The organism is Agromyces sp. NPDC055661 (genome assembly GCF_053618135.1).
Genome location: NZ_JBSHHC010000001.1, coordinates 1,909,758 through 1,935,726, shown reverse-complemented (window position 1 = coordinate 1,935,726; position 25,969 = coordinate 1,909,758). Strand labels below are relative to the sequence as shown.

Sequence of the window (25,969 nt, the reverse complement as noted above, 5' to 3'; positions counted from 1 at the left end):
ACCCACATCCCGCATTCCGCTTTTTTTTTGTTTGTGGGGGGCTGGTTTTTTTTTATATGACACTGTTGCGGGGGCGTGCGTTCGGCAGACATCACGTCTGGGGGGGGGGGGGGGCGGACGCCCGCGGCGTCCGCCACCCCTTCACCGGCCGATTCGCGCCGTCGCGGCATCCGCTCGGTTCGGCGGTCGAGGTGCCGGATGGCAGGATGGTCCGGTGACCGACCAGCTCCACGACCCCGGCTTCCGCGGCTTCGCCTCCGACAACTACTCCGGTGTGCACCCCGAAGTGCTCGACGCGATCGCGGCCGCGAACGGCGGACATCAGATCGCCTACGGCGAGGACCGGTACACCGAGCGCCTCCAGGAGGTGTTCGCCGGGCACTTCGGCGAGGGCGTCGAGGTCTTCCCGGTGTTCAACGGCACTGGCGCCAACGTCACGGGCCTGCAGTCGATGCTGCCGCGCTGGGGCGCGGTCGTCTCGGCGTCGACGGCGCACATCAACTCCGACGAGGGCGGCGCCCCCGAGCGGGTCGGCGGCATGAAGCTCCTCACCGTGCCGACGCCCGACGGCAGGCTCACGCCCGAGCTCATCGACCGCGAGGCGTGGGGCTGGGGCGACGAGCACCGCGCCCAGCCGCTCGTCGTGTCGATCACGCAGACCTCCGAGCTCGGCACCGCGTACACCGCCGAGGAGATCCGTGCGATCGCCGATCACGTGCACGAGCGCGGGATGCGCCTGCACCTCGACGGCGCCCGACTGTCGAACGCGGCCGCCTCGCTCGGACTGCCCCTGCGCGCGTTCACGCGCGACGCCGGCGTCGACGTGCTGAGCTTCGGCGGCACCAAGAACGGCGCGCTCGGCGCCGAGGCCATCGTGGTGCTGAACCCCGAGGCATCCGAGGGCCTGAAGTACCTGCGCAAGCTCAACATGCAGCTCGCCTCGAAGATGCGGTTCGTCTCGGCCCAGCTCGTCGCGCTGCTCGAGGGCGACCTGTGGATCCGCAGCGCGTCGCACGCGAACGCGATGGCCCGACGCCTGCGCGACGCGCTCGACGCCGGCATCGCGTCGGGCGACCTGCCCGGCCTCGGCTTCACGCAGGAGACCCAGTCGAACGGCGTGTTCGCAACCCTTCCGGCGGGCGTCGCCGACCGGCTGCGCGACCGCGGCTTCAAGTTCTACGACTGGGACGCCTCGCGCAACGAGGTGCGCTGGATGTGCTCGTTCGACACCAGCGAGGCAGACATCGACGACTTCGTGGCGGGCATCCGCGACGAGCTGCACGCCGCGGCCTGATCCGGCGCGTCACGGGCGGTTCGGATGCCGCGCCGGCTGGGTCACGCCGTCGCGGCCGTGGTGGCGAGCTCGTCGGCGACCCCGTCGGCCCAGGCTTCGATCGCGTTCCAGTCTCGGAAGTCGCCGACCGGCATGGCAGATGCCGGCGCCCACTTCGCCATGCGGTCGACCCCTCGGAGGTGGTCGAGTTGGAACGCGCCGAAGAAGACCTGTTCCCCCCGCGGTGAGATCGGTCGCGCGAAGTCGGCGAACTCCTTCGGGCGCGCGCCCTCCAGCACATCATGGCCCTTCTCGCCGACCATCTCGGTGCCGACCGGTCCGCTGCTGAAGAGCCACACCGGCCGTGACGCGAGGAGCTCCTCGTTGCGCGTGACGAGCTTCCGGGCCTCCTTGCGCCAGTGGAACATGTACGCAGCCGATCCGATGACGAACGCGTCGTAGTCCGACAGTTCGTGCACGTCGCCACACCGAGTGACGTCCACCTCGTAGCCCCGCCGTTGCAGGACTTCGCCGATTCGCTGCGCGATGCCCTCCGTCGCGCCGTACTTGCTCGCGTAGGCGACCAGCACGTTCATGGTCATCCTCCTCGACTGATGCGTCCGATTCCTCGACGGTAAGTCCGGACGACAAGCGCGGCCGTGACGAAGGTCCCGTGGGATGACGTCGCATTGCGGCATCCGGAATATCTCCAGCTTCCATGCGTTGGAATGGACTGGGTCGACGGCGCCCCGGCAACCGCTCCATCGCACGAAAGCTGATCGCTCATGACCCTCGTCACCGACCTCACCTCCCGCAAGGCCGACACCACCGCGCCGCTCATCCACCCGCTCGTCGAGCGCTGGAGCCCGCGCGCCTACGACCCGACCGCCGTGGTCTCGACCGACGTGCTCCGCACCATCCTCGAGGCCGCCCGTTGGGCGCCGTCGGCGAACAACACCCAGCCGTGGCGCTTCATCGTCGCCCGCCGCGGCAGCGACGCGTTCACCACCGTGCACGACGCACTCATGGGCTTCAACCAGGCCTGGGCCGACTCCGCCGCGGTGCTGATCGTGAACATCGCCGAGACCGCCGACGCCGAGGGCAAGCCGCGTCCGTGGGCGCGCTACGACCTCGGCCAGGCCGTCGCCCACCTCACCGTGCAGGCGCAGCACGAGGGCCTGCACACTCACCAGATGGGTGGCTTCGACGGCGCCCGCATCGCCCAGGCGTTCGGCCTCGGCGAGCACCTCGAGGTCGTCTCGATCACCGCGATCGGCGTGCTCGGCGACCTCGACGCGCTGCCCGAGCCCCTCCGCGAGCGCGAGGTCGCGCCGCGCCTGCGCAAGCCGCTCGACGAGCTGGTCGTCGCGGGCGAGTAGCCCACGCCCACGGCGCCCGGTCGCGTCGAGTGAACCCGAGCGGATGCCGCACTCCCCCCGGTGCGGCATCCGCTCGTTTCGTTGCACCGCCGGCGCCGGAATCGGCGCAAGGTCGTGCGCAACTCCGGACGTGCTCGACGACACGACGGTGACGGCCGGTGCTCGCCGGCGCGTCGGCCGGGAGTTCCGGAGTCGTGCACACCCGATGTCCGCAGCAGGTCGGTGACCTGGGGTCGCGTCGAGTGAGCCCGAGCGGATGCCCCACTCCCCCCGGTGCGGCATCCGCTCGTTTCGTTGCACCGCCGTGACCGTCTGCGTCGCTAGCATGAGCCGACCCGAACGACCCGACCCGGAGGCTCGATGACGAACGACGTCGCCCTGCAGGCGCCGGCAGGCTGGTACCCCGACCCCGCCGATGCCTCGTCGCTCCGATGGTGGAACGGCTCCGAGTGGACGGCGGATCGCACGGCCTGGCGGGACCGGTACGCCGATCAGGGCCGGCCTGCCACCCCCGTTCCCGCTGGCACGCCCGTGTACACGAAGTGGATCTGGCTCGCCCTGATCGTGCCTTCCATCGCCCTGCTGCCGCTCTTCGGGTGGGACGTCGGCCGATACGTGGCCGAGTCGGCGACGAATCCGCTCGCCTCGCTCGCGATGATGCTCGACCCGTGGTACCTCGCGCTCACTGCGCTGAGCTGGGTGGCGTACGGGCTCGCCGTCTGGCTCGCGTACCTCGACTACGCCGAGCTCGGCCGGCTCGGCTACGCGTCGCGCTTCCACTGGGCCTGGGCGCTGCTCTCGATGCTGGTCTACGTGATCGGGCGATCGGCGGCCGTGCGTCGCCAGGCCGGACGGGGCCGGGCACCCGTCGCGGTCGCCGTCGCGATCATGGCCGTCACGTTCATCGCGGTCATGACCTGGGCCACGGTCGGCGTCGTCGACGGGATGACCGAGCTGATCGACTCCATGCCGACGTCGCCGACGGGCACCTGAGGCCGCTCAGCCCGCGTGCTGCTCCGCCAGGTACGCGCGCAGGTGCTCCACGACGAGGTCGTGGTCGTCCTGCTGCGGCAGGCCCGAGACGCCGACCGCGCCGATGACGACGGCGCCCTCGAGGCGGATCGGCACGACACCGCCGTGGGCGGCGTACTCCCGCGGGTCGAGGCGGGCGTGCGTGTCGAAGTCCTCGCCGTTCGCGCGGAACGACTCGCCGACGAGCAGCGACGCCTGGCCGAACCGCTCCACGACCCGGTGCTTGCGGTCGAGCCACCCGTCGTTGTCGGCGCTCGCGCCGGGCAGCGCCGCATGGAACACGCGCTGCGGCCCGAACCAGATCGCGATCGCGACCGGGAGCCCGCGCTCCGCGGCGACGGCGCGGAGGCGCGCGCCCAGCTCCCACGCGTCGTCGAGCGTGAAGGTCGCGAACCGCAGCTCGGCGTCCTCGGCCACCAGTCGATCCCGGAGCTCGCTCACGGCCGCAGCAGCACCTTGATCGCGCGGCGCTCGTCCATCGCCGCGTACGCCTCCGCGGCGTCGCGCAGCGGGAGCTCGAGGTCGAACACCTTGCCCGGCCGGATGGCGCCCGACAGCACGTCGGGCAGCAGCTCCTCGATGTACCCGCGCACCGGCGCGACGCCGCCGTTGACGCCGACGTTGCGGTTGAACAGCGGCCGCACCGGCAGCTCGGGCCCGCCGTTCGGTGCACCGACGTAGCCGATCATGCCGCCCGGCCGCGTCGACCGGATCGCCTGGTCCATCGACTCCTTGGTGCCCACGCACTCGAGCACCCGGTCGGCGCCGATGCCGTGCGTGAGCTCCTGCACCGCCGTGATGCCCACGTCGCCGCGCTCGGCCACGATGTGGGTCGCCCCGAACTCGCGGGCGAGCGCCTGGCGGTCGGGATGCCGCGACATCGCGATGATCGTCGTCGCCCCGAGCCGGCGCGCAGCGATGATCGCGCAGAGCCCGACCGCACCGTCGCCCACCACCGCGACCGAGTCGCCCGGGCCGACCCCTGCCGAGACCGCCGCGTGGTGGCCGGTGCCCATGACGTCGGAGAGCGTGAGGAGGCCGGGCACCTGCTCGTCGGTGATCTCCTCGCGCACCGGCACCAGCGTGCCGTCGGCGAGCGGCACGCGGATCCGCTCGCCCTGGCCGCCGTCGGCGAAGCCGCCGAGGCGGTCGTCGCTCCCCCACCATCCGCCGTGCAGGCACGACGTCGAGACGCCGTTGCGGCAGTTGATGCACGTGTTGTCGCACACGTAGAACGGCGCGATCACGAAGTCGCCGACCCGGATGCGCTCGACCCGGTCGCCGACGGCCTCGACCACGCCGACGAACTCGTGGCCGATGCGGTGCGGCTCACGCGTGGGCGTGACACCCCGGTAGGGCCACAGGTCGGAGCCGCAGACGCACGAGGCGACGACCTTCACGATGGCGTCGCCGCCGGTCGAGAGCACGGGGTCGGGCACCGTCTCGACGCGGATGTCGCGGGGCGCGTGGATGAGGGTGGCGAGCATGGTCCGAGCCTACGCGCCTCCCCGGAATGAGGGCTTCTCATGTTCGGTCCTGCGCCGACGTCCTCGAGTTCATCGGCTGAGCGGCGCGTCCGCGTTCACACGTGCGGCACGAACGCCTGCCATGCGAGACGCTTCTCGCGCCGCGGATCCGACTCGACCCGGTCGACGCGATCGAGCACGAGCGTGCGGCGGGCGGCCTCGTCGTACCGCGGCCACGTGGGCTCGGGTGCGCCGGATGCCGCGAACGCCGTCCAGTGCCGCTGCATCCGCCGCCCGACCTCGCGGTACATGCGGCGGCCGCCGAGCAGCGTGAGCCCGGCGCCCGTCCAGGTGTCGAACTTCTCGAACAGCGCGAAGAGGTCGAGACCGTGCGTCGCGTCGAGGCCGATGAGCCGGGCGATGCGCGGCGCCGCGTCGAAGCGGTAGAAGTACACCGGCGCGTGGCGGGAGTGCCGCTCGCCCACCTTCACGCTCGGGAACCAGAACGTGAAGTCGCCGCCGAAGTCCGCCGCCGGCCGCGGGTCGGGCAGCCCGGGGTACTGGCGCTTGATCGCCTTCCGTGCCTTCTTGCGCGTGTTGGCGAACACCGCCCGGATACGCGGCTTCGTCGTGGGCAGGATGCCGATGCGGCCCTGGAACAGCGACCCCTCGCGGTCGTTCGTGCCGATGATCAGCGGGATCGGGTGGGCGCTGCCGTCGCGGAACGCGTCGAGCGGGCGCTCGGGGAGGAACTCGCCGTCGATGACGGGCGCGAGGCTGATGGTGCCCGGCCGCTCGTCGGGCGTGGCCACGGAGAGCGCCGTCGTGGCCTCGGCGAGCACCGTCGCGTCGGCCGTGCGGAGCAGGTGCGACGCGCGCTCGGGCGAGTCCGCGACCGCGTCGTCGCCGACCATCAGCCCGAGCATCCGCACGTACTCGTCGGCGAAGCACGCCGCGGTGGCCGCCGTGTACACCGCGTTGGCGGGCGCGCTCTGCGCGATGGCCCGGGCGAAGAGGCCCTCGGCCGCGGGCACCGCCATCAGCGTCGTGACCGAGTTCGCGCCCGACGACTCGCCGAAGAGCGTGACGTTGCCGGGGTCGCCGCCGAATGCGGCGATGTTGCGCCGCACCCAGTCGAGCGCGAGCACCTGGTCGCGCAGCCCGAGATTGCACTCGAGCGGATGCCGCGCCGACGAGTACCCGCGGAAGTCGAGCCACCCCAGCGCACCGAGCCGGTAGTTGAGGCTCACGTAGACGACGCCGTGCCGCCGCACGAGGAGCTCGCCCTGTCGCGGGTACTCGCCCGACGAGCCCACGCTGTACGCGCCGCCGTGGATGAAGACCATGACCGGGCGGCCCTCGACGGGCTCGTCGGGCGCGAGCACGTTGACGCTCAGGCAGTCCTCGCTGCGCGGCAGGCCCGGATGCGCGCCGATGAACTGGCCGCGACGGTTCTGCGGCGCCACGGGGCCGAACTCGGCGGCATCCCGCACGCCGTCCCAGCCCTGTGCCGGGCTGGGTGAACGGAAGCGACGCTCGCCGCCGGTCGAGCCACCGTAGGGGATGCCCCGCCAGCTGCGCACCCCGCCCCGGCGGACGCCGCGCACGGCGCCCGCGTCGGTCTCGACGAGCCGCGCATCCCCCGTCGCGCGCCCGAGCACCTCCGGCATGCTCCGAGCCTAGGCGCGGACGGGCCGTCGGGCGAGCTGCTTGTGGAGGCCGGGTGCGCGATGTCGGCGGCATCCGTCAGGATGTTGCAGTGATCGGCATCAGGACGTTCTGGAGCGCACTCCCCACCGAGGGCCGCTGGCTCCTGTCGACCGTCGCGATCCAGACCCTCGGGCGCGGGCTCACGCTGCCGTTCACGATCATCTACCTGCACGAGGTGCGCGGGTTCGAGCTCGACCTCGCCGGCGCGCTGATGAGCCTGATCGCCATCACGGGACTCATCGTGACCGGTCCCGGGGGCTCCCTCATCGACCGGTTCGGCGCCCGAGCCGTGCTGCTCGCCGGCCTCACCGCCATGATCGCCGGGTGCACGCTGCTCGCGTTCGCGACCCACCCCGCGGTCGCGGCGGTGGCCCTCGTGCTCATCGGCGTGAACTTCGGCGTCTCCTGGCCCGGCTTCAACGCGCTCATCGCGTCGGTCGTCGACGGCGACCTGCGGCAGCAGTACTTCGGCGTCAACTTCGCGCTCGTGAACCTCGGCATCGGCGTGGGCGGCATCATCGGCGGGTTCTACGTCGATGTGAGCTCGCCCGACACGTTCACCGTGATCTTCCTCGTCGACGCGGCCACGAGCCTCATTCCGATGGCGCTGCTGCTCGGGCCGCTCCGTCACGTCCGCACGCAGCACACTCCGTCCGACGACGCGCCGGCGGCCGGCGGCTACCGCGAGATCATCCGGCAGCCGGCGATCCTGTGGCTCAGCCTGCTCACGTTCATCGCGATGTTCATCGGCTACGGGCAGATGGAGGCGGGCTTTCCCGCCTACGCGCGACAGGTCGCCGAGGTGTCGACGCGCACCGTCGGCCTCGCGTTCGCGGTCAACACCGCGGTCATCGTGCTGCTGCAGTTCACGGTGCTGAAGCGCATCAGCGGCCGGCGCCGCACGCGTGTGATGCTCGTCATGGCGGGCGTGTGGGCGCTGTCCTGGCTCGTCCTCGGCGGCGCCGGACTGCTGCCCGACACGGTGGCCGCGGCGATCGGCGTGCTCGCATTCATGGGCGTCTTCGCGTTCGGCGAGACGCTGCTGCAGCCGACGGTGCCGGCCGTCTACAACGACCTCGCCTCCGACCACAACCGCGGTCGCTACAACGCCATCAACGCGGCGGCGTTCCAGGCCGGCGCCATCACCGGACCGATCGCGGCCGGCGTCCTGCTCGACCAGGACCTCGACGTCGCCTACATCGCGCTCATGGTCGTGGGCTGCCTGGTCATCGGCGTGCTGGCGATGGCGCTCGAGCGTCGCATCCCGCCGAGCGCGAACGGCGTGATCGAACCCGCCGAGGCGACCCCGGCGCCGCAGCCGCCGAACTGACGCCCGCCTACTCGACGATCTCCGCGTCGACGATGTCGTCGTCGGGCCCGCCCGCCGCCACGGGCGCCTCGGCCCGCGAGACGGTGAGCGTCTGGCCGTCGGGCGCGAGGGCCACGAGCACCGAGTCGCCGTCGCGGATCTCCCCGGCGAGCAGCGAGCGGGCGAGCCGGTCGTCGATCTCCTTCTGCATGAGCCGTCGCAGCGGGCGCGCGCCGTAGAGCGGGTCGTACCCGCGCTCGGCCAGCCAGGCCCGGGCGTCGGGCGTGACGCCGAGCTCGAGCCGGCGCTCGTGCAGGCGCGCCGAGAGCCGGTCGATGTAGAGGTTCACGATCTCGGCGAGCTCCTGCTCGCTGAGCGCCGAGAACACGACGATGTCGTCGAGGCGGTTCACGAACTCGGGCTTGAAGGCCTGCCGCACGGTCTGCAGCACCGCCTGCTCCTTGTCACTCCACGAGAGCCCCGGATCGATGAGGTACTGCGAGCCGAGGTTCGAGGTGAGGATGAGGATCACGTTGCGGAAGTCGACCGTGCGGCCCTGGCCGTCGGTGAGGCGGCCGTCGTCGAGCACCTGCAGCAGCACGTCGAACACCTCGGGGTGCGCCTTCTCGACCTCGTCGAGGAGGATCACCGAGTACGGGCGCCGCCGCACGGCCTCGGTGAGCTGGCCGCCCTGCTCGTAGCCGACGTACCCGGGAGGCGCCCCCACGAGCCTCGAGACCGAGAACTTCTCGCCGTACTCCGACATGTCGATGCGCACCATGGCGTGCTCGTCGTCGAAGAGGAACTCCGCGAGCGCCTTCGCCAGCTCGGTCTTGCCGACGCCGGTCGGGCCGAGGAACAGGAACGAGCCGGTCGGACGGTTCGGGTCGCTGAGGCCCGCACGCGAGCGGCGCACGGCGTCGGCGACCGCCGCCACCGCGGGCTTCTGCCCGATGAGGCGCTTGCCGAGCTCGGACTCGAGGTGGAGCAGCTTCTCGGTCTCGCCCTGCATGAGCCTGCCGACCGGGATGCCCGTCCACGCCGAGATGACCGCGGCGATGTCCTCCTCGGTCACCTGCTCGTTCACCATGCGGGGCTCACCGCCGGCGTTGCCGGAGGCATCCGCCTGCTCGGCCGCATCGAGGTCGCGCTGCAGGTTCGCGATCGTCTCGTACTCGAGCTTCGACGCCTTCGGGTAGTTGCCTTCGCGGAGCGCGAGGTCGCGCTGCGTGACCGCCTCGTCGAGCTTCTTCTTCAGCTCGCCGACGCGGTTGAGGCCCTGCCGCTCGCGCGCCCAGCGCTCCTCGAGCTCTGCGAGGTGCCGCTCCTTGTCGACGAGGGTCTCGCGCAGCTTCGCGAGTCGCTCCTTCGAGGCGTCGTCCTTCTCCTTCTTGAGGGCGAGCTCCTCGAGCTTCATGCGGTCGACCTCGCGCTTGAGCTGGTCGATCTCGACGGGCGACGAGTCGATCTCCATCTTCAGCCGCGACATCGCCTCGTCGATGAGGTCGATGGCCTTGTCGGGCAGCTGGCGGGCCGTGATGTAGCGGTTCGAGAGGGATGCCGCGGCGACGAGCGCGGCATCCGTGATCGTGACGCCGTGGTGCGCCTCGTACCGTCCCTTGAGCCCGCGGAGGATCGCGACGGTGTCTTCGACCGACGGCTCCCCGACGTACACCTGCTGGAAGCGGCGCTCGAGCGCGGCATCCTTCTCGATGTACTCGCGGTACTCGTCGAGCGTAGTCGCGCCGATGAGGTGCAGCTCGCCGCGCGCGAGCATGGGCTTCAGCATGTTGGATGCCGCGACGGACCCCTCGCCGCCGCCGGCGCCCATGAGCAGGTGCAGCTCGTCGACGAACGTGATGACGCGACCCTCGGACTCGTCGATCTCCTTGAGCACGGCCTTCAGCCGCTCCTCGAACTGGCCGCGATACATCGCCCCGGCGACGAGCGCGGAGATGTCGAGCGCCACGAGCTGCTTGTCCTTCAACGACTCGGCGACATCGCCCTCGACGATGCGCTGCGCCAGCCCCTCGACGACCGCGGTCTTGCCGACGCCGGGCTCGCCGATGAGCACCGGGTTGTTCTTCGTGCGCCGGGTGAGCACTTGGCTGACGCGCCGGATCTCGCTGTCGCGGCCGATCACGGGGTCGAGCTTGCCCTGCTTGGCGAGGTCGGTGAGGTTCACGCCGTACTGTTCGAGCGCCGACTGCTGCTCCTCCTGCGAGCTCGGCGCGCCCTGCATGTTGGCCACGTGCGGCCTCCTTCCACAAACTTGAGTCTACTACGCTCAACTTTGACCCGAAGGCGGGTCTTCCGATTCGGTCGCGTGGAACTCGCCCCATCGTTCACGCTAGACCGCATCCTCCGCCGCCCGCCACCGCGACGGCGACACCACCGCCAACCGATCGGCGCAACCCGGAATGCGTTCCGCCGCGTCGGGGTTACGGTCGGAGGAGGGCGAGGGAACCGGGAGGACGCATGCCGCTCGAAGGGGAGTACGCACCCAGCACGTCGGGCTGGGCGAGGAAGCAGGCCGAGGCGTTCGAGGCGAGCGACGGCGCCGAGGCGAACACGCTGCGCGGACGCCCGATCATCGTGCTCACGACGGTCGGCTCGAAGTCGGGCAAGCTCCGCAAAACGGCCCTCATGCGCGTCGAGCACGACGGCGAGTACGCCGTCGTCGGCTCGCAGGGCGGGTCGCACCACGATCCGAAGTGGGTGTCGAACCTGCGGAGGCATCCGCACGTCGAACTGCAGGACAACGCCGAGAAGCACGACTACACCGCCCGCGAGCTCGAGGGCGAGGAGCGCGAGCGCTGGTGGCGCCGTGCGAACGAGACGTGGCCGTCGTACGACGGGTACCAGGAGAAGACCGACCGGCTGATCCCGGTGTTCCTGCTCACGCGCATCGTGCTCTGAGGAGCCGGTCAGAGCCAGCGCATCGTGAACGCCCGGGCGAGCAGCGCCCGGAACGGCGGGATGCCGAGCACGCGCACCGCCGCGTTGCGGGTGCGCAGGCGCAGTCCCGCCGCCGGCGCGCCCATCCGCATGTTGAACGCCGCCTGCCGCAGCGCGCGTGACGCGGCCGACCGCCGCACCCGGTCGTAGGCGTCGAACGCCTCGAACGGCGCCCCCACGGCGAGCGCCGCGGCGAGGTCGTGATCCAGCCGCACGGCGTCGAGCCAGCCCAGGTTCATGCCCTGTCCGCCGATGGGGCTCACTTCGTGCGCGGCGTCGCCGACGAGCGCGACGCGGCCCTGCGACATCCGCGACGCCAGGTGCTGGCGCGCCTCGAAGGCGCTGGGCTCGCCGGCCGCCGCCACGTCGAACGTCCCGCCGCTCCGCGACTGCACGATCGTGGCGAGCTGCCCGGCGGTCGGCTCGGCCGGCGGACGCCGCACCCACGCGACCCAGCGACGCAGGCCACCCGGCATCGGGAACGACTCGACGACACCCGCCGGCTCGAAGTGCAGCAGGGCCGTCTCGGGCTCGCCGGTGTCGTCGCGCGTGTCGCCCATCACGTAGTGGGCGCGACCCCGCCGCTCGCGCCACGCGATCCCGAGGGCATCGCGGATGCCGCTGCGCACCCCGTCGGCCGCGACCGCGTACCACGCCGTCACGCTGACGGGCCCACGGCGCCCGGCGGCACCACCGCCTCCGCTCCCACCGGCGGCGTCGTCCTCGTCGGCGCGCTCCACGCCCTCCACCACGACGTGCGTGCCGCGGTCGTGCACCGTTCCCACCTCGACGCCGCGGCGCAGGCTCCCTGGGCGCAGCTGCTCGAGCCGCGCCTCCAGCAGGTCCTCGGTCTCGAGCTGGGGCAGCGACAGCACGGTGCCGGCCTTCGCGAAGGACATCGAGCCGAGCGTGCGTCCCTCGCAGGTGACGCGCCCCGAGTGGATCCGCACGGCCCGGGCCCGTACCTCGTCGCCAACGCCGGCCCGTGCCAGCGCACGAAGGCCCGGGGGGTGGATGCCGATCGCCCGGGATCGCCCCCCGCGGGCGGTCCGGCGCTCCAGCACCACCACGTCGAGGTGACGACGCGCGAGCAGGCACGCGAGCAGGAGGCCGACCGGCCCGCCGCCGATGATCACCACGTCGTGGCGCGGCTCGTGGGGCAGGCGCTCGCGCTCAGGCATCCGCGCCCCACACGACCTCGAGCCGCGACGGGAACCCACGCCGCACGCTCCAGCCCGGCGGCAGCACGCCCGCGAGCTCGCGCGCGGTGTGGCTGCGCCGGATCGAGGTGAGCCCGTCGGGACGGATGTACGAGCCCTTCAGCAGGTTCGGCTGGAACGGCAGCGTGCCGAGCGCGAAGCCGGCGTAGCCGAGCCGCGACCGCTCGATGTCGGCGTGCACCGCGACGCCGCCGTCGCGGGCGAGCCGCTCGGAGTCGGCGAGCAGCGCACCGAGCGCGGCACCGTCGAGGTGGTGCAGCACGTGGTTCGACAGCACCACGTCGAAGCGCTCACCGGCGAGCGCGAGCTCGGTGCTCGAGACGCGCCGCAGCACCAGGCCCGCCTGCGGCGGCTGGCTCAGTGCCCAGTCCAGTGCGCGCGGATCGGGGTCGATCGCGGTCACCTCGAGCCGCAGCCCGTCGGCGTGCGCGCGGTGGAGGAGCGCGCGCGGCAGGTCGGCGCCGCCCGTGCCGACGTCGAGTACGCGCCGCGTCGCGGTCGGCGACAGGGCCGGGCGCACCCAGCGGCGGTAGACCGCCCCCACGTTCGACACCACCGCGTTCACCTGCGCGAACCTGACGTAGGTGCGCTCGAGCGCGTCGAGGTCGGCGCCGGGGTCGTCCATCAGCTCGCTCGCGTCCTCGTCGCGGCGCGCGAGGAACCCGCGATCGACGAACCGGGGCGCGGCCATCGCTCAGGCGCGCACGGTGAGCAGGGCCGACTCGACCGTCAGGCCCGGCCCGAAGGCCATGGCCGCCACGCGGTCGCCGTCGGCGGCGGCATCCGAGTCGAGGATGTTGCGCAGCACGAACAGCACCGTCGCGCTCGACATGTTGCCGTAGTCGCGCAGCGTCTCGCGCGCGGGCACGAGCTGCGCCTCGGTGAGCACCAGCCGCGATTCGACCTTGTCGAGGATGCTGCGACCGCCGGGATGGATGGCCCAGTGCTCGATCGCGTCGCTCGAGGCATCCGTCGCCAGCGCCTCGGCGAGCGCCGGATCGTGGTCGAACAGCGGCTCGAGCGCGCCTGTGATGTGGTCGTCGATGATCGCGGGGATCGCGTTCGACAGCACCATCTCGAAGCCGTGGTCGCCGATCTTCCACGCCATGTCGCCCTCGCCGACGGGCGTGATGCGCGTGGCGAAGCGATCGAGGTCGAAGGCCCGCTCCCCGTCCTCGAGGGGGCGGGCCGTGACGATCCCCGCGCCCGCGCCGTCGGCGAAGAGCGACGAGGCCACGATCGTGTCGGGGTCGTTCGAGGAGCGCAGGTGCAGCGTGCAGAGCTCGACCGAGACGACCAGCACGACGGCCGCGGCATCCGCCTCGCACAGCTGCTTGGCGATGCGCAGGGCGGGCACCGAGGCGTAGCAGCCCATGAACCCGAGGTGGTAGCGCTCGACGCCGGCGTCGAGTTCGAGCTCGCGCGCGATCACGAAGTCGGGGCCCGGAGCGTAGAAGCCCGTGCACGACACCGTGATGATGTGCGTGACATCGGATGCCTCGATGCCCGGCGTCGCGGCGATGGCCGCGCGGCCCGCCTCGACGTAGAGCTTCGTGGCGAACTCGGCGTAGAGCTCGTTGCGCGCCTTGGTGCCCGGCAACAGCAGCTCGCCGCTGTCGATGTCGAAGAACACCGGTTCGTCGGGATGCGCGTCGCGACTCAGTTCCTCGAGCACGGTGTGCCGCGTCTCGATGCCCGAGACGTTGAAGCTCGTCGAGACGATGCGCTGCGCGAGGCGGTTCAGGCCCGGCTGCGTCCCGAAGACGTCCCGCACCTCCTCCTGGATCAGCACGGTCGGCGGTACGACGGTCGAGAGTCCCCTCAGCGCTACGGCCATGCCTCATCGTAGGGGGGCGGGCTGATGCCGCGGCAAGGGGTGCGCGGCCGTTCGCAGGCAAGGCTCAGGCCGGATGCCGCGAGCGCGCGTTCCGCAGCCTTCCGCCGGACACGACGAAACGGCGGCCGGGTCCCACGTCTCACGAGTGAGGGCCCGGCCGCCGGGTCGTTGCTCAGCCGAGCAGCTTCGCCTTCGCCGCGGCGAACTCGTCGTCGGAGAGGATGCCCTGCTCCTTCAACGCGGCGAGCTTCTGCAGCTCGGCGACGACATCGGTGCCGCCGGCGGGCGCCGCCGGCGGCGCTTGCGCGGCCGCAGCCTGCTGCTGGGCGACGGCCTGCTGCGCGGCGGCGTTCATCGCCTCCTGCTGCTGCATGGCCTCGTACTGCTGCTGCTCGTACTGGTTCTGCGCCTTCTCCTGCTGGTGTCGCTGCACGCTGCCCGACACCGCGGTCGCGGTGCCCGCGACGACGGCGGTGCGGGCGGCCATCCCGACGAGACCAGGGCGTCCCATCCTCCTCAGCATGTGCTTCCCCTCACTCCGTAGCGGCGGCCTCGGCCTCTTCGGCCTCGGCCATGATGGCGTTGACGACCGGCGCCGGGATGCGCTCCGACTGCAGGAGCACGCCGCCGGACTCGGCGAACCGCGACGCGAGCCGCTTCGCCCAGACGAGCTCGATGGCGAGCATCGCGCCGGAGGTTCCCGGCGGGATCGCCCCGCCGAGGTCGTTCACGTCCTCCTCGCCGACGAGGCCGTTGGCCTCGAGCTCGATCTCGGTCACGTCGATCTCATCGCCCAGGTCTTCGATCTCGACGATGTCGAGATCTCCGTTCTCGGAGCGCGAAACGACCACCGCGTCGAGCAGCCGGATGTCTCCGGCCTCGACGAGGTCTCCGATCGCCTCGAAGGTCGCGGCATCGGGCCGCTCACCAGGGAACCCGACGACCAGGATCTCGACGGGTCCGTACTCGAATTCAGGCATGTTCCCCCTCTCACCTGAGGGCAGCGTACGCCCGCGGGACGTCGGGCGGAAGAGCGGATGCGCCCCCGCTTCCCGGGGTCTATCCCCGGGCCCGTCCCCGGCATATCATGCAGACACGATCAGTGGTCGATCGCGGTGGCGCAACGGAACGGGGGTTCCAGTGGGCGTGAGGGTGGATGCGGGATCCGGCGGCGGCGGCATCCGCTCGGCGAGGCTCAGGGTCGAGTCGGAGGCGGTCTACGCCGGAACGGCGGCGGCCGTGGTGTGCGGCATCGTCGCCTTCACCCTGTTCATCGGCCGGATGGTCCCGCTGTGGGGCGGCGGCCTGTCGGTCGGCGCGGTCGCCGCGATCTCCGCGCTCGCCGCGGGCATCGTCGCGGCGTACCTCGGCTACTGGCGATCGCGGCACCGGCCGGGACAGGAGTGGCGCCTGCGCATCCGCCCGTGGAAGTTCGTGCTCGACGCGACCACGGTCGCGCTCGTGCACGCGGCCCTCGCGGCGATCTTCACGGCGTCGGTGTTCGTGGTGCTGCAGCGCAGCTTCGACGGACTCGAGGTCGACGTCATCATCGGCACCATCGCCGTCATCGCTGCGACCGGGGCGAGCGGCTACCTCATCTACCTGTCGGTGTCGGACATCACGACGCGCAAGATGGCGACCCTGCTCGTCTCGTTCATGGCGCTCTCGACACTGGCGTCGATCGCCGCGGTCGAGGACGAGTACTGGTGGGAGTACCACTTCAGCCAGCTCGGCACGGCCGGCGACTTCTCGGCGTGGATGTTCAACGCCACCCTCATCGTCGCGGGCTTCTTCGTCACGACCTTCACGCTCTACCTGCACCGCGACCTCACGGCGCTCGTCGAGCGCGGCGTCCTCGAGCACCGCTGGGCGCCGCGCTTCATGTCGGTGACGTTCGTCATCCTCGGCGTCATGCTCGCCGGCGTCGGGCTCTTCCCCGTCGACGTGAACATGGCCGTGCACAACGGCTGCGCCTCGGGCATGGCCGCGGCGTTCGCGGTCATGGTGCTCGGGTCCCCGTACATCCTGAAGGGCCTGCCGCGCCGCTTCTTCGTCATCTGCTACGCGACCTTCGCGATGCTGATCGGCGCGTTCCTGCTGTTCACGCCCGTCGCCTACTACAACCTGACGGCGTTCGAGCTCATCGCGTTCACGATCATCTTCAGCTGGATCACCGTCTTCATCCGTTTCATCGACGCGCTGGTCTCGGTCGAGCTTGCTGCACCACCCGCCTCCGGCGCCGCGGCGCCCGATGGAGCGTCGGCGATGATCGCCTGAGCATCCTCGCCCGAAGGGAAGGAAAATCATGACCCTCGCATTCGATCGACCCACCGACGCGCGTCTGCTGCCGCGCAAGGGACGGGAGGAGCTCGGCCGGTCGCTTCGGTCCGCGCTGCCACTCGGCGAGCACGCGGCACTCGCGCCCGCCGACCGGGATCCGGTCGTCGTGCTCGAGCAGCAGGAGGTCTCCCGAGTTCCGGGGCTGATCGCCCTGCGCCACGGCCGGATGGCGGGGTCCTCGTTCGCGTTCTACCGCGGCGCCGCCGCGCTCATGGCCGACGACCTGCGAGAGGTCCCCGACTCCGGCATCATCACCCAGCTCTGCGGCGACGCCCACCTGTCGAACGTCGGCTTCTACGCCTCGCCCGAGCGTGCACTGATCGTCGACCTCAACGACTTCGACGAGACGGCGACGGGTCCGTTCGAATGGGACGTGAAGCGCATGGCGGCGAGCTTCGAGATCGCCGCCAGGGCGCGCGGGTTCGACGACGCCACTCGGGCGACGATCGTGAAGCGCGTGGTCCGCGCCTACGCCGCCGCGACGGCGGCCGCCGTGCGGACGCCGGCCGTCGAGCTGTACACGGCCCGCCTCGACGTCGACGCGGTGCTGGCCGACATCAGCGACGAGCTTCCCGAGGAGGTCTCGGAGCGCACGCGGGCGACCGTGACCAAGACCTATCGGCGCGACAGCCGCCAAGCGGCGGAGAAGCTCGCCCAGCCCGACGAGGACGGCACGCTCCGGTTCCGGTCCGACCCGCCCCTGCTCACGCCGCTCTCCGAGCTCGTGGAGCTCGGTGGGCTGACCATGGAGGCCGCGGAGGCGCGACTGCACGAGGTCCTGCAGGGCTACCGGGCATCGCTCGCACCGGAGCGGCGTCGGCTGCTCGATCGCTATCGCATGGTGGACGCCGCCATGAAGGTCGTCGGCGTCGGCAGCGTCGGCACCCGAGCCTGGGTCGTGCTCCTCCAGGGCGATACCAAGCGCGACGTCCTCGTGCTGCAAGCGAAGGAGGCGCAGCGGTCGGTGCTCGAGCCGCCCGAGGCGCTCAGTGCCTACGCGCACCAGGGTGAACGCGTGGTGCAGGGCCAGAAGGTGATGCAGGCGCTCAGCGACATCCTGCTCGGCTGGACCCACGGCGAGGGACTCGACGGCCACATGCGAGACTTCTACGTACGCCAGTTCCGTGACTGGAAGGGCTCAGTCGAGCCCGAGCGCATGGAGCCCGAGACGATGCGGTTCTACGCCCAGTACTGCGGCATCGTGCTCGCCCGGGCGCACGCCCGGGGCGGCGATGCGGCGACCATCTCGGGCTACGTCGGCAACGGCAAGGAGCTCGCCGCGGCGATCCGCGAATTCTCGTCGGCCTACGCCGATCGTACCGAGGCCGACCACACCGCACTCCTCGCCGCGATCGCAGAGGGCCGACTCGAGGCGACCACCTCGTGACGGGGCCGACGCCCCCGATGGCGCCGGCGGATGCCGCGCCCTCCACCGCGTCGCGCGCCGTGATCCCGCTCGCGATCGCGCAGTTCATCATGGTGCTCGACAGCTCGGTCATGAGCGTGTCGATCAGCCAGCTCGTCGAGGAGTTCGACACGACGGTGTCGATGATCCAGCTCGCGATCACGCTCTACGCGCTCGTCATGGCGGCGCTCATGCTGACGGGCGGCAAGATCGGCGACCTGTTCGGCCGCCTGCGGATCTTCCGCATCGGGCTCGTGATCTATGCGATCGGGTCGCTGATGACCGCGTTCGCGCCGACGGTCGGCGTGCTGATCCTCGGCTGGTCGTTCATCGAGGGCGCGGGCGCCGCACTCGTGCTCCCCGCGCTCGCGGCACTGGTGGCCGGCAGCTACGGCGGCGCCGCCCGCGCCCGCGCCTACGGGATCATCGGCGGCGTGGCGGGCGCCGGCATCGCCGTCGGTCCCCTGCTCGGCGGCTGGCTCACGACCGAGTACTCCTGGCGGTGGGTCTTCGCCGGCGAGGTCGTGTTCGTCATCTTCGTGCTCGCGGTGAGCTCGTGGATCACCGACGACCACGTGCGCGAGAAGTTCCGCCTCGACGTCGTCGGGGCCATCCTGTCGGCGCTCGGCCTCGCGCTCGTCGTGGTCGGCGTGCTGCAGAGCGGTACGTGGGGCTGGATCCAGCCCGTGCAGTCGCCGATCACGCCGTTCGGCTTCGCACTCACGCCGTTCGTCATCGGAGCCGGACTGCTCGTGCTCTGGGCGTTCCTCGCCTGGGAGCGACGGGTGGCCGCGCGTGGTCACGTTCCGCTCCTCGACGTGACCAACCTCCGGATCCCCGCACTCCGGTCGGGGCTCGCCAGCCTGCTCGCCCAGAACCTCGTGCTGCTCGGCATCTTCTTCGCGGTGCCGCTCTACCTGCAGATCACGCAGGGCATGGACGCGTTCCAGACCGGCCTCCGCCTCCTCCCGACGTCGATCGCCATGCTCGCCGCCGCTGCGATCGGCGCGCGGCTCGGCGGCCGCTTCGGCGCACGAGCCCTGGTGCGCGTCGGGTTGCTCACCATCGCCGTCGCCTGCCTCGTCATCATCTCGACGATCGAACCCCAGCTGGCGACGACGCCGTTCGCCATCGGCATGGCCCTCGTCGGCCTCGGCACCGGCCTGCTCGCCTCGCAGCTCGGCAACGTCGTGCAGTCGTCCGTTCCGTCCGATGCCCGCAGCGAGGCCGGCGGCCTGCAGTACACGGCGCAGAACCTCGGCTCGTCGCTCGGCACGGCGCTGATCGGCTCCCTGATGATCGGCGCACTCGCGGCATCCGTGCTCGGCCTCATCGCCGACGACCCCGACATCGAGTCGGCCGTCGCCGAGCAGGTGACCGTGCAGGTCTCCTCGGGCATCGAGTACATCCCGCCGGCGCAGGCCGAGCAGGGGCTGCTCGACGCCGGCATCCCGGCCGACCAGGTCGACGACCTCGTGGCGAACTACTCGGCGGCCCAGCTCATGGGCGTCAAGCTGGGCATGCTCGCGTGCGCCGCGGCCGCGCTCCTCGCGCTGCCGTTCACGCGGCGGCTGCCCGACCGCAAGGGCATGATCCCGGCCGACTGAGTCGACGGGTCGCCGCCCGGCGCGGCACCCGTCGCGGGTCAGCTCGGCGCGGCATCCGTTGCGGCCGCAGCAGCTCCGGGGTCGGCTGCGGCGCTGCCACCGGATGCCGCGGGGTGCCGCCTGAGCTTGCGCTCGGCCTTCGCGGCCGCGTCCTCGGCCTCCATGACCTTCTTCGCCTCGTCGAAGTCGCCGAGCGCGGCGCGCGTCCACGTCATGTTCGGGTTCGAGTCGACGAGCAGCATCCGCACCAGCAGCGTCAGGGGGATGGCGAGGATGGCACCCATCGGCCCGAGCACCACCGCCCAGAACAGGACCGAGAAGAAGGTGATCGACTGGCTCAGCGCCACGGCGTTGCCGACGACGCGAGGCTGCACGAGCGACTGCACCACCGCGTTGATGATGCCGTAGACCACGATGACCGCGAGGACGAGCGGCCAGCCCCCGACGAGCGCGCCGAACACGATCGGCGGGATGATGGCGATGAAGTAGCCGACGTTCGGGATGAAGCTGCAGAGGAACGCGAGCACGCCCCACAGGGCGGCGCCCGGCACGCCGAGCAGCACCAGGGCGATCCAGTTGATCACGCCCTGGGCGATGCCGAGGAACGTCGTCACGACCATGTAGCGGCGCACCCCGATCGTGTACGCGAAGGCCGCCGTGGCGAGCAGGGGGCGCCGCGGGTAGAGCTCGCGCACGAGCGTGCGCACGGGAGACGAGTCCATCGCCATGAGCATGAGCATCGTCAGCAGGATCACCCCTGCGGTCACGAACCCGGCGGCGCTGCCCACAAGGCTCCCGATGACGTCGAGGACCTTGCCGGGGTCGAACCATGTGGAGATCTCGTCGATCTGCTGCTGGCCGAGGCCCAGGCCCGACAGCCAGGCTCCGACGTTCGACGCCCAGGTCTGGAACTCGTCGGTGTACTGCGGGAGCAGGGCGAGGAACTGGGCGAACGAGAAGAAGAACGCGAACACGAACACGCCGAGGAGCAGCACGACGGCGAGGATCACCGCGACCGTCGCGACGCCTCGCTTCACGCCGTGCCGCTCGAGCCGCGACCGGAGCGGGTAGACGCAGATCGTGAGCACGAGCGCGAAGAACGACCACACGAAGATCTCGGCGATCGCGGCGATGCCGAAGGAGACGACGACCGCCCCGGCGAGTCCGAGCATGATGAAGGCGGTGCGATGCGCCGACACCGGTGTGTTGTCGGCCGGTGCCGCGTCGGGTGCGGCCGGCTCGGGCGGCTCGGCCTCAGCCTGCTTGCGACGGTTCCACCACATGGTGACTCCCCTCCTGGGCCGGGTTCCCCGACAGGCGTCGGAGCGTTTCGGCATGATCGTCGGGCTCCACGAGCAGCGCTCGCACGAGCAGGGTGAGCGGGATGGACAGGATCGCCCCGATGGGCCCGATGACGAAGGCCCAGAAGACGACCGAGAAGAACGAGAGGGTGAGGCTGAGGTCGACGGCGTCGCTCACGAACTTCGGCTGGATGAGCACCTGCAGCGTCACGTTGATGACGCAGTAGGCCAGCACGACGGCGAGCGCGAGCGGCCAGCCGCCGACGACGAGGGCGAGCACCGCCGGGGGGATGAGCCCGAGCACGAAGCCGATGTTCGGGACGAAGTTCGTGACGAACGCGAGGATCGCCCACACGATCGGGATCGGGATGCCGAGCGCCCAGAGCAGCAGGCCGTCGAGCACGGCCACGATCGCGCCGAACGTCGCGTTCACGACGTAGTAGCGGCGCACGCCGCTGAAGTACCGGGTGCCGATGCCGTCGGCGCGAGTGCTGCCGAACACGGTGTTCAGGCGGCCGAACCGCGCGGCATCCGCGGCCATGAAGATGACGTAGGCGAGCACGAAGAAGAACGCGGTCGCGAACCCGAGCACGGCATCGGCGACGGATGCCGCGATCCCCACGAGCGTGCCGGGATCGAGGATCGACGACGTCGCGTCGGCGGCCTCGTCGGAGAGTCCGAGCGACGAGAGCGTGTCGGCGATCGACGCCGCGGTCGCCTGCAGCTCATCGGCGTAATTGGGCAGCATCGCGACGAACTGCGCCGAGGCGAAGACGAGCAGCCCCGCGAGGATCGCGAGGATGAGGTAAGCGACCACGATGACGATCGTCGTCGCGGCCCACTTCGGCCAGCCGCGACGCTCGAGTGGGAACCGCACGGGGTGCGCGATGATCACGACGACCGCCGCGACGGCGACGGGCGCGAGGATCTCGCGTCCCAGCCAGATGCCCGCGAAGGCGACGACCGCGGCGGCGAACGTCAGCAGCACGCGGGTGCCGTGCGCCAACCCGGCCCGGCCGGCGCCCGCCCCCGTGGGGGCATCCGTCGTCGCCGGCCTGGTCATGTCAGAAGCTCCCGATCCCCTTGCCGATGACGACCACGCCGATCACGAGGAGCAGCACGGCCATGACCGTCGCGTTGTTGTGCACCAGCCATGTCCTGAGCGACTCGAGCGGCCCGGCCATCCGGGCGGATGCCACGAGGTAGGCGATCACGGGCACCGCGACCGAGCTCGCGGCGATGAGGGTGAACACCAGGATGGCGATGACGTCCTCGCCGACCGTGAGCCCACCCGTGCCGATGGTGATGCCCGCCCCGGCCGCCATGATGAGGTTCTTCGGGTTGACCGCCGAGAGGAGGAAGCCGAGGCCGAACCCGCGACCGGCGTTCATGTCGTCGATCGCCGACATCCACTTCGGCAGTGGCGGCTCCTCGCCGGGCTTCGGTCGGCTGCGCCACTGCCGGATCGCGAGCAGCAGGAGCAGCACGCCGAGGACGATCTTGATGACGCCGGAAACGGGCTTCGCGGCGTCGGGGTCCTGCTCGGGCAGGACCGACGCCAGCAGCGTGAACACGACGACGGCCACGACGATGCCGATGACCCAGCCCAGCAGGAAACCGACGCTGGTGCCCTTCGCCTTCGGCGAGAGCAGCATGAGGATCGCCGCGATGATCGGGATCGGACTGATCGCGATCCCGACCGCCAGCGGCAGGATATCTCCGATGACGGATCCCAAGAGTCCCCCTCGTCGACGCCTGCTCAGCGTGCTGATTGCACACTAGCGGTCGGATGCCACGGGCGGGCGGGAATCCCGCTCAGGGCGTCGGCGCGCCGAGAGCCTGGATCGCCGCACGGTTCGTGTCGTACACCGGGCGGTCTCCGAGCAGGCCGAGCTCGACGAGCCGGCGGCGTGCGTCGGGGCGCACCCGGCTGAACGCGAGCGCGACGCCGTGCTGCTCGAGCCAGGCGAGCAGCGCGTCGAAGCTTTCGGCGCCCGTGACGTCCACGTCGGTCACGGCCTCCATGTCGACGACGAGGTGTCGCACCGGCCCGTTGCCGGCGCCCTCGGCTGCGGTCACGGCGCGCTTCACGGCGTCGTCGAACACCGTGCCGTTGGCGAAGAACAGCGGCGCCGCGAGGCGGATCACGATGACGCCCGGGGCCGTCACCGCACCCGTCGGCGCCTCGTCGAGCAGCGAGTCCGTTGGCTCGCCGCCGGCCTCGAGCACGTCGATCGCGGGGTTCGCGGCGCGCTTCGCGAGGTTGATGAGCGCGAGCACGAACGAGACGAGGATGCCGGGGATCGCCCCGATGAACAGCGTGACGAGGAAGCAGGCGGCGCCGACCACGAACTCGAAGCGGTCCTGCCGCCAGAGCTGTGCGAAGTCGCGGAGGCCGAGCAGCGGCAGGATCGCGACCCCGACGATCGCGCCGATCGCCGGCGACGGGATGTCGGCGAGGAGCGCCGTGCCGAAGAGGAGCAGCAGCAGCGTCCCGCCCGCGAGCACGAGCGAGGGCAGCTGTGTGCGGGAGCCGGCCTGGTCCATGGCGGCGGTGCGCGACGTCGACGAGCCGACCGCGAAGCTGGCGCTCGCTCCGGCGGCGATGTTGCCGACGCCGAACGCGAACAGGTCGCGGTTCGGGTTCGTGGCGTAGCCGCGCTTCTCGCCGTAGGACCGGGAGACGAGGAGCCCCTCGGCGGTCGTCACGAGTGTCAGCGCGATCGCCGACGGGATGAGCACGAGCCACATCGACCAGTCGATGACCGGCCACGTGATCGCGGGCGGACCGGCAGGCACCGCGCCGAGCACGTCGACGCCGGCCTGGTCGTCGAGGTCTGCGATGACCACGACGACCGTCGCGAGCACGAGCACCACGAGCGCCCACGGCACGACCGGCAGGAAGCGGCGGCCGAGCAGCAGGATCGCGACCGAGACGACGGAGATCGCGAGCGACACGAGGTTGGTCGTGCCGAGGCCGGTCACGAGTCCTGCGACCTTGTCGACGAACTCGCCGCCCGAGTCGATCTGCACGCCGAGCATCTTCGCGATCTGGCTCACCAGGATGTCGAGCGCGAGGCCGCCGACGAAGCCCACGAGGATCGGCTTCGAGAGGAAGTTGGCGAGGAAACCGAGCTTCAGCACCGCGAGCACCAGGAACAGGATGCCGCAGATGATCGCCTGGGCCATCGCGAGCGTCGCGTAGTCGGCACTGCCGGCGGTGGCCAGCCCGCCGATCGAGGAGGCGACGAGCGCGGCGGCCGCGGCATCCGGTGACGCGACGAGCTGTCGGCTCGACACGACGAGCGCGTAGACGATCGTCGGCACGATCAGCGCGTAGAGACCGGCCGTGGCGGGCAGGCCGGCGATCTGGGCGTAGCCGATATTCAGGGGGATGGCGATGGCGAGGAGCGTGACGCCGGCGGTGAGTTCGCGAACCAGGTTGCGGCGGCGCAGTCCCGCCAGGGGCTTCTGCATCGCGTCAGCGGCCCTCCGTGTCCTTCGCCGAGCCGGCCAGGGCGGCGGCATCCTCCGCGTGGTACTGCGCGACCAGCTCGACCTCGCGCTGCTTGCGCGGGAAGAAGAAGAACACCAGGATCCCCCCGATCACGACGGCGACGAGTCCGGCGGTGTACGCCCAGTGGTCGCCCGCGAGGAACGACTCCTTCGCAGCCGCCGTGATCTGGTCGGCGTACTGCGGATACTGCTTCGCCATCGCGGCGGCGCTGTCGAACGACTTCGTGAGCTGCGCCTCGGTCGCCGTCGAGATCGAGGACGCCTCGGAGGACGACGCGATCTGCTTCGAGAACGCGGCGGCGTAGCCGGCCGTCAGCAGGGCGCCGAAGATCGACTGCATGAGGGCACCGCCCAGGTCGCGCTGCAGGTCGGCGGTGGCCGACGCCATGCCGACGCGCGTCGGCGGTACCGACCCGGTCAGCGAGTGCGCGGCGGGCGTCTGGGCGAAGCCGACACCCGCGCCGACGAATGCGTAGGCCAGGCCCACCTCGAAGTACCCGGATCCCTCCCGCCAGAGCACGAGCATCGTGAGGAAGCCGAGGAAGACGAACACGTAGCCCGACAGGAGCGTCATGCGCGAGCCGATGCGGTCGACCAGCCGGGCGGAGATCGGGGCGATCAGCACCATCAGGATGGCCGTCGGGAGGATCGCCGCGCCCGCCTCGATGGTGGTGTACCCGAGCACGTTCTGCAGGAACTGCTGCCCCACGAACATCGCGCCCATCAGCGAGCCGAACACGATGATGCCGGCCACGGCCGCGACCCAGAACGGCGGTCTCGCCGCGACGTGCAGGTCGTACAGCGGGTTCGGCGCACGGCGCTGGCGGAGGACGAACCCGATGACGCCCACGAGCGTGATCGCCGACAGGATCAGCACGAGCGTCGTGGAGTCGGGGACCGCGGCGAAGTTGATGGCGAGGATCAGCGAGCCGACGAACACGATCGAGATGATGCCGCCGAGGTTGTCGACCTTCTCGGTCGACTCGTTGATGTGGGCGGGCACGAAGATCAGCGCCATGATGAAGGCGACCACGGCGAGCGGCACCGTGACGAGGAACACCGAGCCCCAGTCGAACTGCCCCAGGAGCCAGCCCGACAGGAGGGGGCCGAGGGCGGCGATCGCCGCCCCGATGGCCGACCACAGCGCGATCGCGCGCGTCCGCTTCGCGCCGCCCCAGAGCGCCGCGATGAGCGCGAGGGTCGTCGGGAAGCACATGCCGCCCGCGATGCCCCCGAGGATGCGGGCGACGACGAGCACCTCGATCGTCGGCGCGAAGGCCGCCAGGAGGCTGAACGGGATCGAGGCCAGCGATCCGAGCAGGAGCATGAGCTTGCGGCCGTACCGGTCGCCGAGGGCGCCGAGGTAGAGCACGGATGCCGCGAGGCCGAGGCTGTAGCCCACCGCGGTGAGGTTCAGCTGCGTCTGCGAGGCGTCGAACGCCGCGCCGATCGTGGGCAGCGCCACGTTCGCGACCGCGAGGTTGAGGTTCGCGATGGCCGCGCCCAGCACGAGCGCGATGAGCACGAGCATCGCGCGCGGCGGGCTGTCCGCCGTGCTCGTCGAGGTCGCGATGGCCGACGGTGTCCCGTGCTCTGACATGGCGTGCATCCCCTTC

23 protein-coding genes are annotated in these 25,969 nt (G+C 71.2%); 8 read left to right on the top strand and 15 right to left on the bottom strand.

Translation table 11 applies throughout. From position 1 onward, the window contains the following. The first annotated feature begins 214 nt into the window (after positions 1–214). Positions 215–1,294 carry a threonine aldolase family protein gene (locus ACWGO8_RS08865; protein WP_452042705.1) on the top strand — a complete coding sequence of 360 codons (1,080 nt, stop codon included), beginning with the start codon at positions 215–217 and terminating at the stop codon, positions 1,292–1,294. 41 nt (positions 1,295–1,335) lie between these two features. Here ACWGO8_RS08865 and ACWGO8_RS08860 read toward each other — a convergent pair whose 3' ends face one another. Further along, positions 1,336–1,869 carry a flavodoxin domain-containing protein gene (locus ACWGO8_RS08860; protein WP_452042704.1) on the bottom strand — a complete coding sequence of 178 codons (534 nt, stop codon included), beginning with the start codon at positions 1,867–1,869 and terminating at the stop codon, positions 1,336–1,338. A gap of 189 nt (positions 1,870–2,058) precedes the next feature. Between ACWGO8_RS08860 and ACWGO8_RS08855 the strand changes: the two genes are divergently transcribed. Together ACWGO8_RS08855 and ACWGO8_RS08850 are read left to right on the top strand one after the other, a co-directional pair. Then, positions 2,059–2,652, top strand: coding sequence for a nitroreductase family protein (locus ACWGO8_RS08855; RefSeq protein WP_452042703.1), 594 nt, complete (start codon positions 2,059–2,061; stop codon positions 2,650–2,652). A 360-nt stretch (positions 2,653–3,012) separates the two neighbouring features. Beyond that, positions 3,013–3,645: a DUF2510 domain-containing protein gene (locus ACWGO8_RS08850; protein WP_452042702.1), complete on the top strand. Its 633-nt coding sequence runs from the start codon at positions 3,013–3,015 to the stop codon at positions 3,643–3,645. A gap of 6 nt (positions 3,646–3,651) precedes the next feature. Here ACWGO8_RS08850 and ACWGO8_RS08845 read toward each other — a convergent pair whose 3' ends face one another. The 3 genes from ACWGO8_RS08845 to ACWGO8_RS08835 form a co-directional block, all read right to left on the bottom strand. Then, complete coding sequence (locus ACWGO8_RS08845; RefSeq protein ID WP_452042701.1) at positions 3,652–4,125, bottom strand: heme-degrading domain-containing protein; 474 nt, start codon at positions 4,123–4,125, stop codon at positions 3,652–3,654. Next, a complete protein-coding gene (locus tag ACWGO8_RS08840) occupies positions 4,122–5,171 on the bottom strand; it encodes a zinc-dependent alcohol dehydrogenase family protein (RefSeq protein ID WP_452042700.1) in 1,050 nt (349 codons plus the stop codon). The genes ACWGO8_RS08845 and ACWGO8_RS08840 overlap by 4 nt, the downstream gene beginning before the upstream one ends. Positions 5,172–5,266: 95 nt before the next feature. Further along, positions 5,267–6,820 carry a carboxylesterase/lipase family protein gene (locus ACWGO8_RS08835; protein WP_452042699.1) on the bottom strand — a complete coding sequence of 518 codons (1,554 nt, stop codon included), beginning with the start codon at positions 6,818–6,820 and terminating at the stop codon, positions 5,267–5,269. A gap of 89 nt (positions 6,821–6,909) precedes the next feature. Between ACWGO8_RS08835 and ACWGO8_RS08830 the strand changes: the two genes are divergently transcribed. After that, a complete protein-coding gene (locus ACWGO8_RS08830; protein WP_452042698.1) occupies positions 6,910–8,190 on the top strand; it encodes an MFS transporter in 1,281 nt (426 codons plus the stop codon). Positions 8,191–8,197: 7 nt separating this feature from the next. Here the strand turns inward: ACWGO8_RS08830 and ACWGO8_RS08825 are convergent, their stop codons facing one another. Continuing rightward, entirely contained in the window at positions 8,198–10,411 is a 2,214-nt protein-coding gene (locus tag ACWGO8_RS08825; protein WP_452043537.1) for an ATP-dependent Clp protease ATP-binding subunit, read from the bottom strand. Between the two features lie 236 nt (positions 10,412–10,647). Here ACWGO8_RS08825 and ACWGO8_RS08820 point away from each other — a divergent pair, with 236 nt between their 5' ends. Further along, positions 10,648–11,088 (top strand): nitroreductase family deazaflavin-dependent oxidoreductase, encoded by a 441-nt coding sequence (locus ACWGO8_RS08820; protein WP_452042697.1) that lies wholly within the window; start codon positions 10,648–10,650, stop codon positions 11,086–11,088. Positions 11,089–11,096: 8 nt separating this feature from the next. Here the strand turns inward: ACWGO8_RS08820 and ACWGO8_RS08815 are convergent, their stop codons facing one another. The 5 genes from ACWGO8_RS08815 to ACWGO8_RS08795 all read right to left on the bottom strand — a co-directional run bounded on the left by ACWGO8_RS08815 (position 11,097) and on the right by ACWGO8_RS08795 (position 15,164). Next, positions 11,097–12,308, bottom strand: coding sequence for an FAD-dependent oxidoreductase (locus ACWGO8_RS08815; RefSeq protein ID WP_452042696.1), 1,212 nt, complete (start codon positions 12,306–12,308; stop codon positions 11,097–11,099). Next, positions 12,301–13,038, bottom strand: a complete 738-nt coding sequence (locus tag ACWGO8_RS08810) for a methyltransferase domain-containing protein (RefSeq protein WP_452042695.1) — start codon at positions 13,036–13,038, stop codon at positions 12,301–12,303. Before ACWGO8_RS08810 ends, ACWGO8_RS08815 begins: the two co-directional genes overlap by 8 nt. Positions 13,039–13,041: 3 nt before the next feature. After that, on the bottom strand, positions 13,042–14,184 hold the full coding sequence (locus tag ACWGO8_RS08805) for a type III polyketide synthase (protein ID WP_452042694.1): 1,143 nt from the start codon (positions 14,182–14,184) through the stop codon (positions 13,042–13,044). 172 nt (positions 14,185–14,356) lie between these two features. After that, positions 14,357–14,695: an SHOCT domain-containing protein gene (locus ACWGO8_RS08800; RefSeq protein ID WP_452042693.1), complete on the bottom strand. Its 339-nt coding sequence runs from the start codon at positions 14,693–14,695 to the stop codon at positions 14,357–14,359. Positions 14,696–14,717: 22 nt separating this feature from the next. After that, positions 14,718–15,164 carry a DUF6325 family protein gene (locus ACWGO8_RS08795; protein ID WP_148733189.1) on the bottom strand — a complete coding sequence of 149 codons (447 nt, stop codon included), beginning with the start codon at positions 15,162–15,164 and terminating at the stop codon, positions 14,718–14,720. A 172-nt stretch (positions 15,165–15,336) separates the two neighbouring features. Between ACWGO8_RS08795 and ACWGO8_RS08790 the strand changes: the two genes are divergently transcribed. The 3 genes from ACWGO8_RS08790 to ACWGO8_RS08780 are packed head-to-tail and all read left to right on the top strand — an operon-like array spanning position 15,337 to position 19,536. Then, entirely contained in the window at positions 15,337–16,461 is a 1,125-nt protein-coding gene (locus ACWGO8_RS08790; RefSeq protein WP_452042692.1) for a DUF998 domain-containing protein, read from the top strand. Positions 16,462–16,489: 28 nt separating this feature from the next. Continuing rightward, a complete protein-coding gene (locus tag ACWGO8_RS08785) occupies positions 16,490–17,911 on the top strand; it encodes a DUF2252 domain-containing protein (RefSeq protein ID WP_452042691.1) in 1,422 nt (473 codons plus the stop codon). Further along, positions 17,908–19,536, top strand: coding sequence for an MFS transporter (locus ACWGO8_RS08780; RefSeq protein WP_452042690.1), 1,629 nt, complete (start codon positions 17,908–17,910; stop codon positions 19,534–19,536). The genes ACWGO8_RS08785 and ACWGO8_RS08780 overlap by 4 nt, the downstream gene beginning before the upstream one ends. 38 nt (positions 19,537–19,574) lie before the next feature. On the opposite strand, the gene ACWGO8_RS08775 is transcribed toward ACWGO8_RS08780, so the two are convergent. The 5 genes from ACWGO8_RS08775 to ACWGO8_RS08755 form a co-directional block, all read right to left on the bottom strand. Next, positions 19,575–20,819 carry an AI-2E family transporter gene (locus ACWGO8_RS08775; protein ID WP_452042689.1) on the bottom strand — a complete coding sequence of 415 codons (1,245 nt, stop codon included), beginning with the start codon at positions 20,817–20,819 and terminating at the stop codon, positions 19,575–19,577. Next, positions 20,791–21,900 (bottom strand): AI-2E family transporter, encoded by a 1,110-nt coding sequence (locus ACWGO8_RS08770; RefSeq protein WP_452042688.1) that lies wholly within the window; start codon positions 21,898–21,900, stop codon positions 20,791–20,793. Before ACWGO8_RS08770 ends, ACWGO8_RS08775 begins: the two co-directional genes overlap by 29 nt. A gap of 1 nt (position 21,901) precedes the next feature. Continuing rightward, positions 21,902–22,573, bottom strand: coding sequence for a GAP family protein (locus tag ACWGO8_RS08765; protein WP_452042687.1), 672 nt, complete (start codon positions 22,571–22,573; stop codon positions 21,902–21,904). Between the two features lie 79 nt (positions 22,574–22,652). Then, positions 22,653–24,314: a SulP family inorganic anion transporter gene (locus tag ACWGO8_RS08760; protein WP_452042686.1), complete on the bottom strand. Its 1,662-nt coding sequence runs from the start codon at positions 24,312–24,314 to the stop codon at positions 22,653–22,655. 4 nt (positions 24,315–24,318) lie between these two features. Then, complete coding sequence (locus ACWGO8_RS08755; protein ID WP_452042685.1) at positions 24,319–25,953, bottom strand: DHA2 family efflux MFS transporter permease subunit; 1,635 nt, start codon at positions 25,951–25,953, stop codon at positions 24,319–24,321. Between the last annotated feature and the right edge of the window lie 16 nt (positions 25,954–25,969).

Coding starts and splice junctions, on each gene's coding strand:
- ACWGO8_RS08785 (WP_452042691.1), top strand. CDS start 16,490: ATGACCCTCGCATTCGATCGACCCACCGACGCGCGTCTGCTGCCGCGC.
- ACWGO8_RS08770 (WP_452042688.1), bottom strand. CDS start 21,900: ATGACCAGGCCGGCGACGACGGATGCCCCCACGGGGGCGGGCGCCGGC.
- ACWGO8_RS08810 (WP_452042695.1), bottom strand. CDS start 13,038: ATGGCCGCGCCCCGGTTCGTCGATCGCGGGTTCCTCGCGCGCCGCGAC.
- ACWGO8_RS08850 (WP_452042702.1), top strand. CDS start 3,013: ATGACGAACGACGTCGCCCTGCAGGCGCCGGCAGGCTGGTACCCCGAC.
- ACWGO8_RS08855 (WP_452042703.1), top strand. CDS start 2,059: ATGACCCTCGTCACCGACCTCACCTCCCGCAAGGCCGACACCACCGCG.
- ACWGO8_RS08800 (WP_452042693.1), bottom strand. CDS start 14,695: ATGGGACGCCCTGGTCTCGTCGGGATGGCCGCCCGCACCGCCGTCGTC.
- ACWGO8_RS08775 (WP_452042689.1), bottom strand. CDS start 20,819: ATGTGGTGGAACCGTCGCAAGCAGGCTGAGGCCGAGCCGCCCGAGCCG.
- ACWGO8_RS08820 (WP_452042697.1), top strand. CDS start 10,648: ATGCCGCTCGAAGGGGAGTACGCACCCAGCACGTCGGGCTGGGCGAGG.
- ACWGO8_RS08760 (WP_452042686.1), bottom strand. CDS start 24,314: ATGCAGAAGCCCCTGGCGGGACTGCGCCGCCGCAACCTGGTTCGCGAA.
- ACWGO8_RS08825 (WP_452043537.1), bottom strand. CDS start 10,411: ATGCAGGGCGCGCCGAGCTCGCAGGAGGAGCAGCAGTCGGCGCTCGAA.
- ACWGO8_RS08860 (WP_452042704.1), bottom strand. CDS start 1,869: ATGAACGTGCTGGTCGCCTACGCGAGCAAGTACGGCGCGACGGAGGGC.
- ACWGO8_RS08805 (WP_452042694.1), bottom strand. CDS start 14,184: ATGGCCGTAGCGCTGAGGGGACTCTCGACCGTCGTACCGCCGACCGTG.
- ACWGO8_RS08840 (WP_452042700.1), bottom strand. CDS start 5,171: ATGCTCGCCACCCTCATCCACGCGCCCCGCGACATCCGCGTCGAGACG.
- ACWGO8_RS08835 (WP_452042699.1), bottom strand. CDS start 6,820: ATGCCGGAGGTGCTCGGGCGCGCGACGGGGGATGCGCGGCTCGTCGAG.
- ACWGO8_RS08795 (WP_148733189.1), bottom strand. CDS start 15,164: ATGCCTGAATTCGAGTACGGACCCGTCGAGATCCTGGTCGTCGGGTTC.
- ACWGO8_RS08815 (WP_452042696.1), bottom strand. CDS start 12,308: ATGCCTGAGCGCGAGCGCCTGCCCCACGAGCCGCGCCACGACGTGGTG.
- ACWGO8_RS08755 (WP_452042685.1), bottom strand. CDS start 25,953: ATGTCAGAGCACGGGACACCGTCGGCCATCGCGACCTCGACGAGCACG.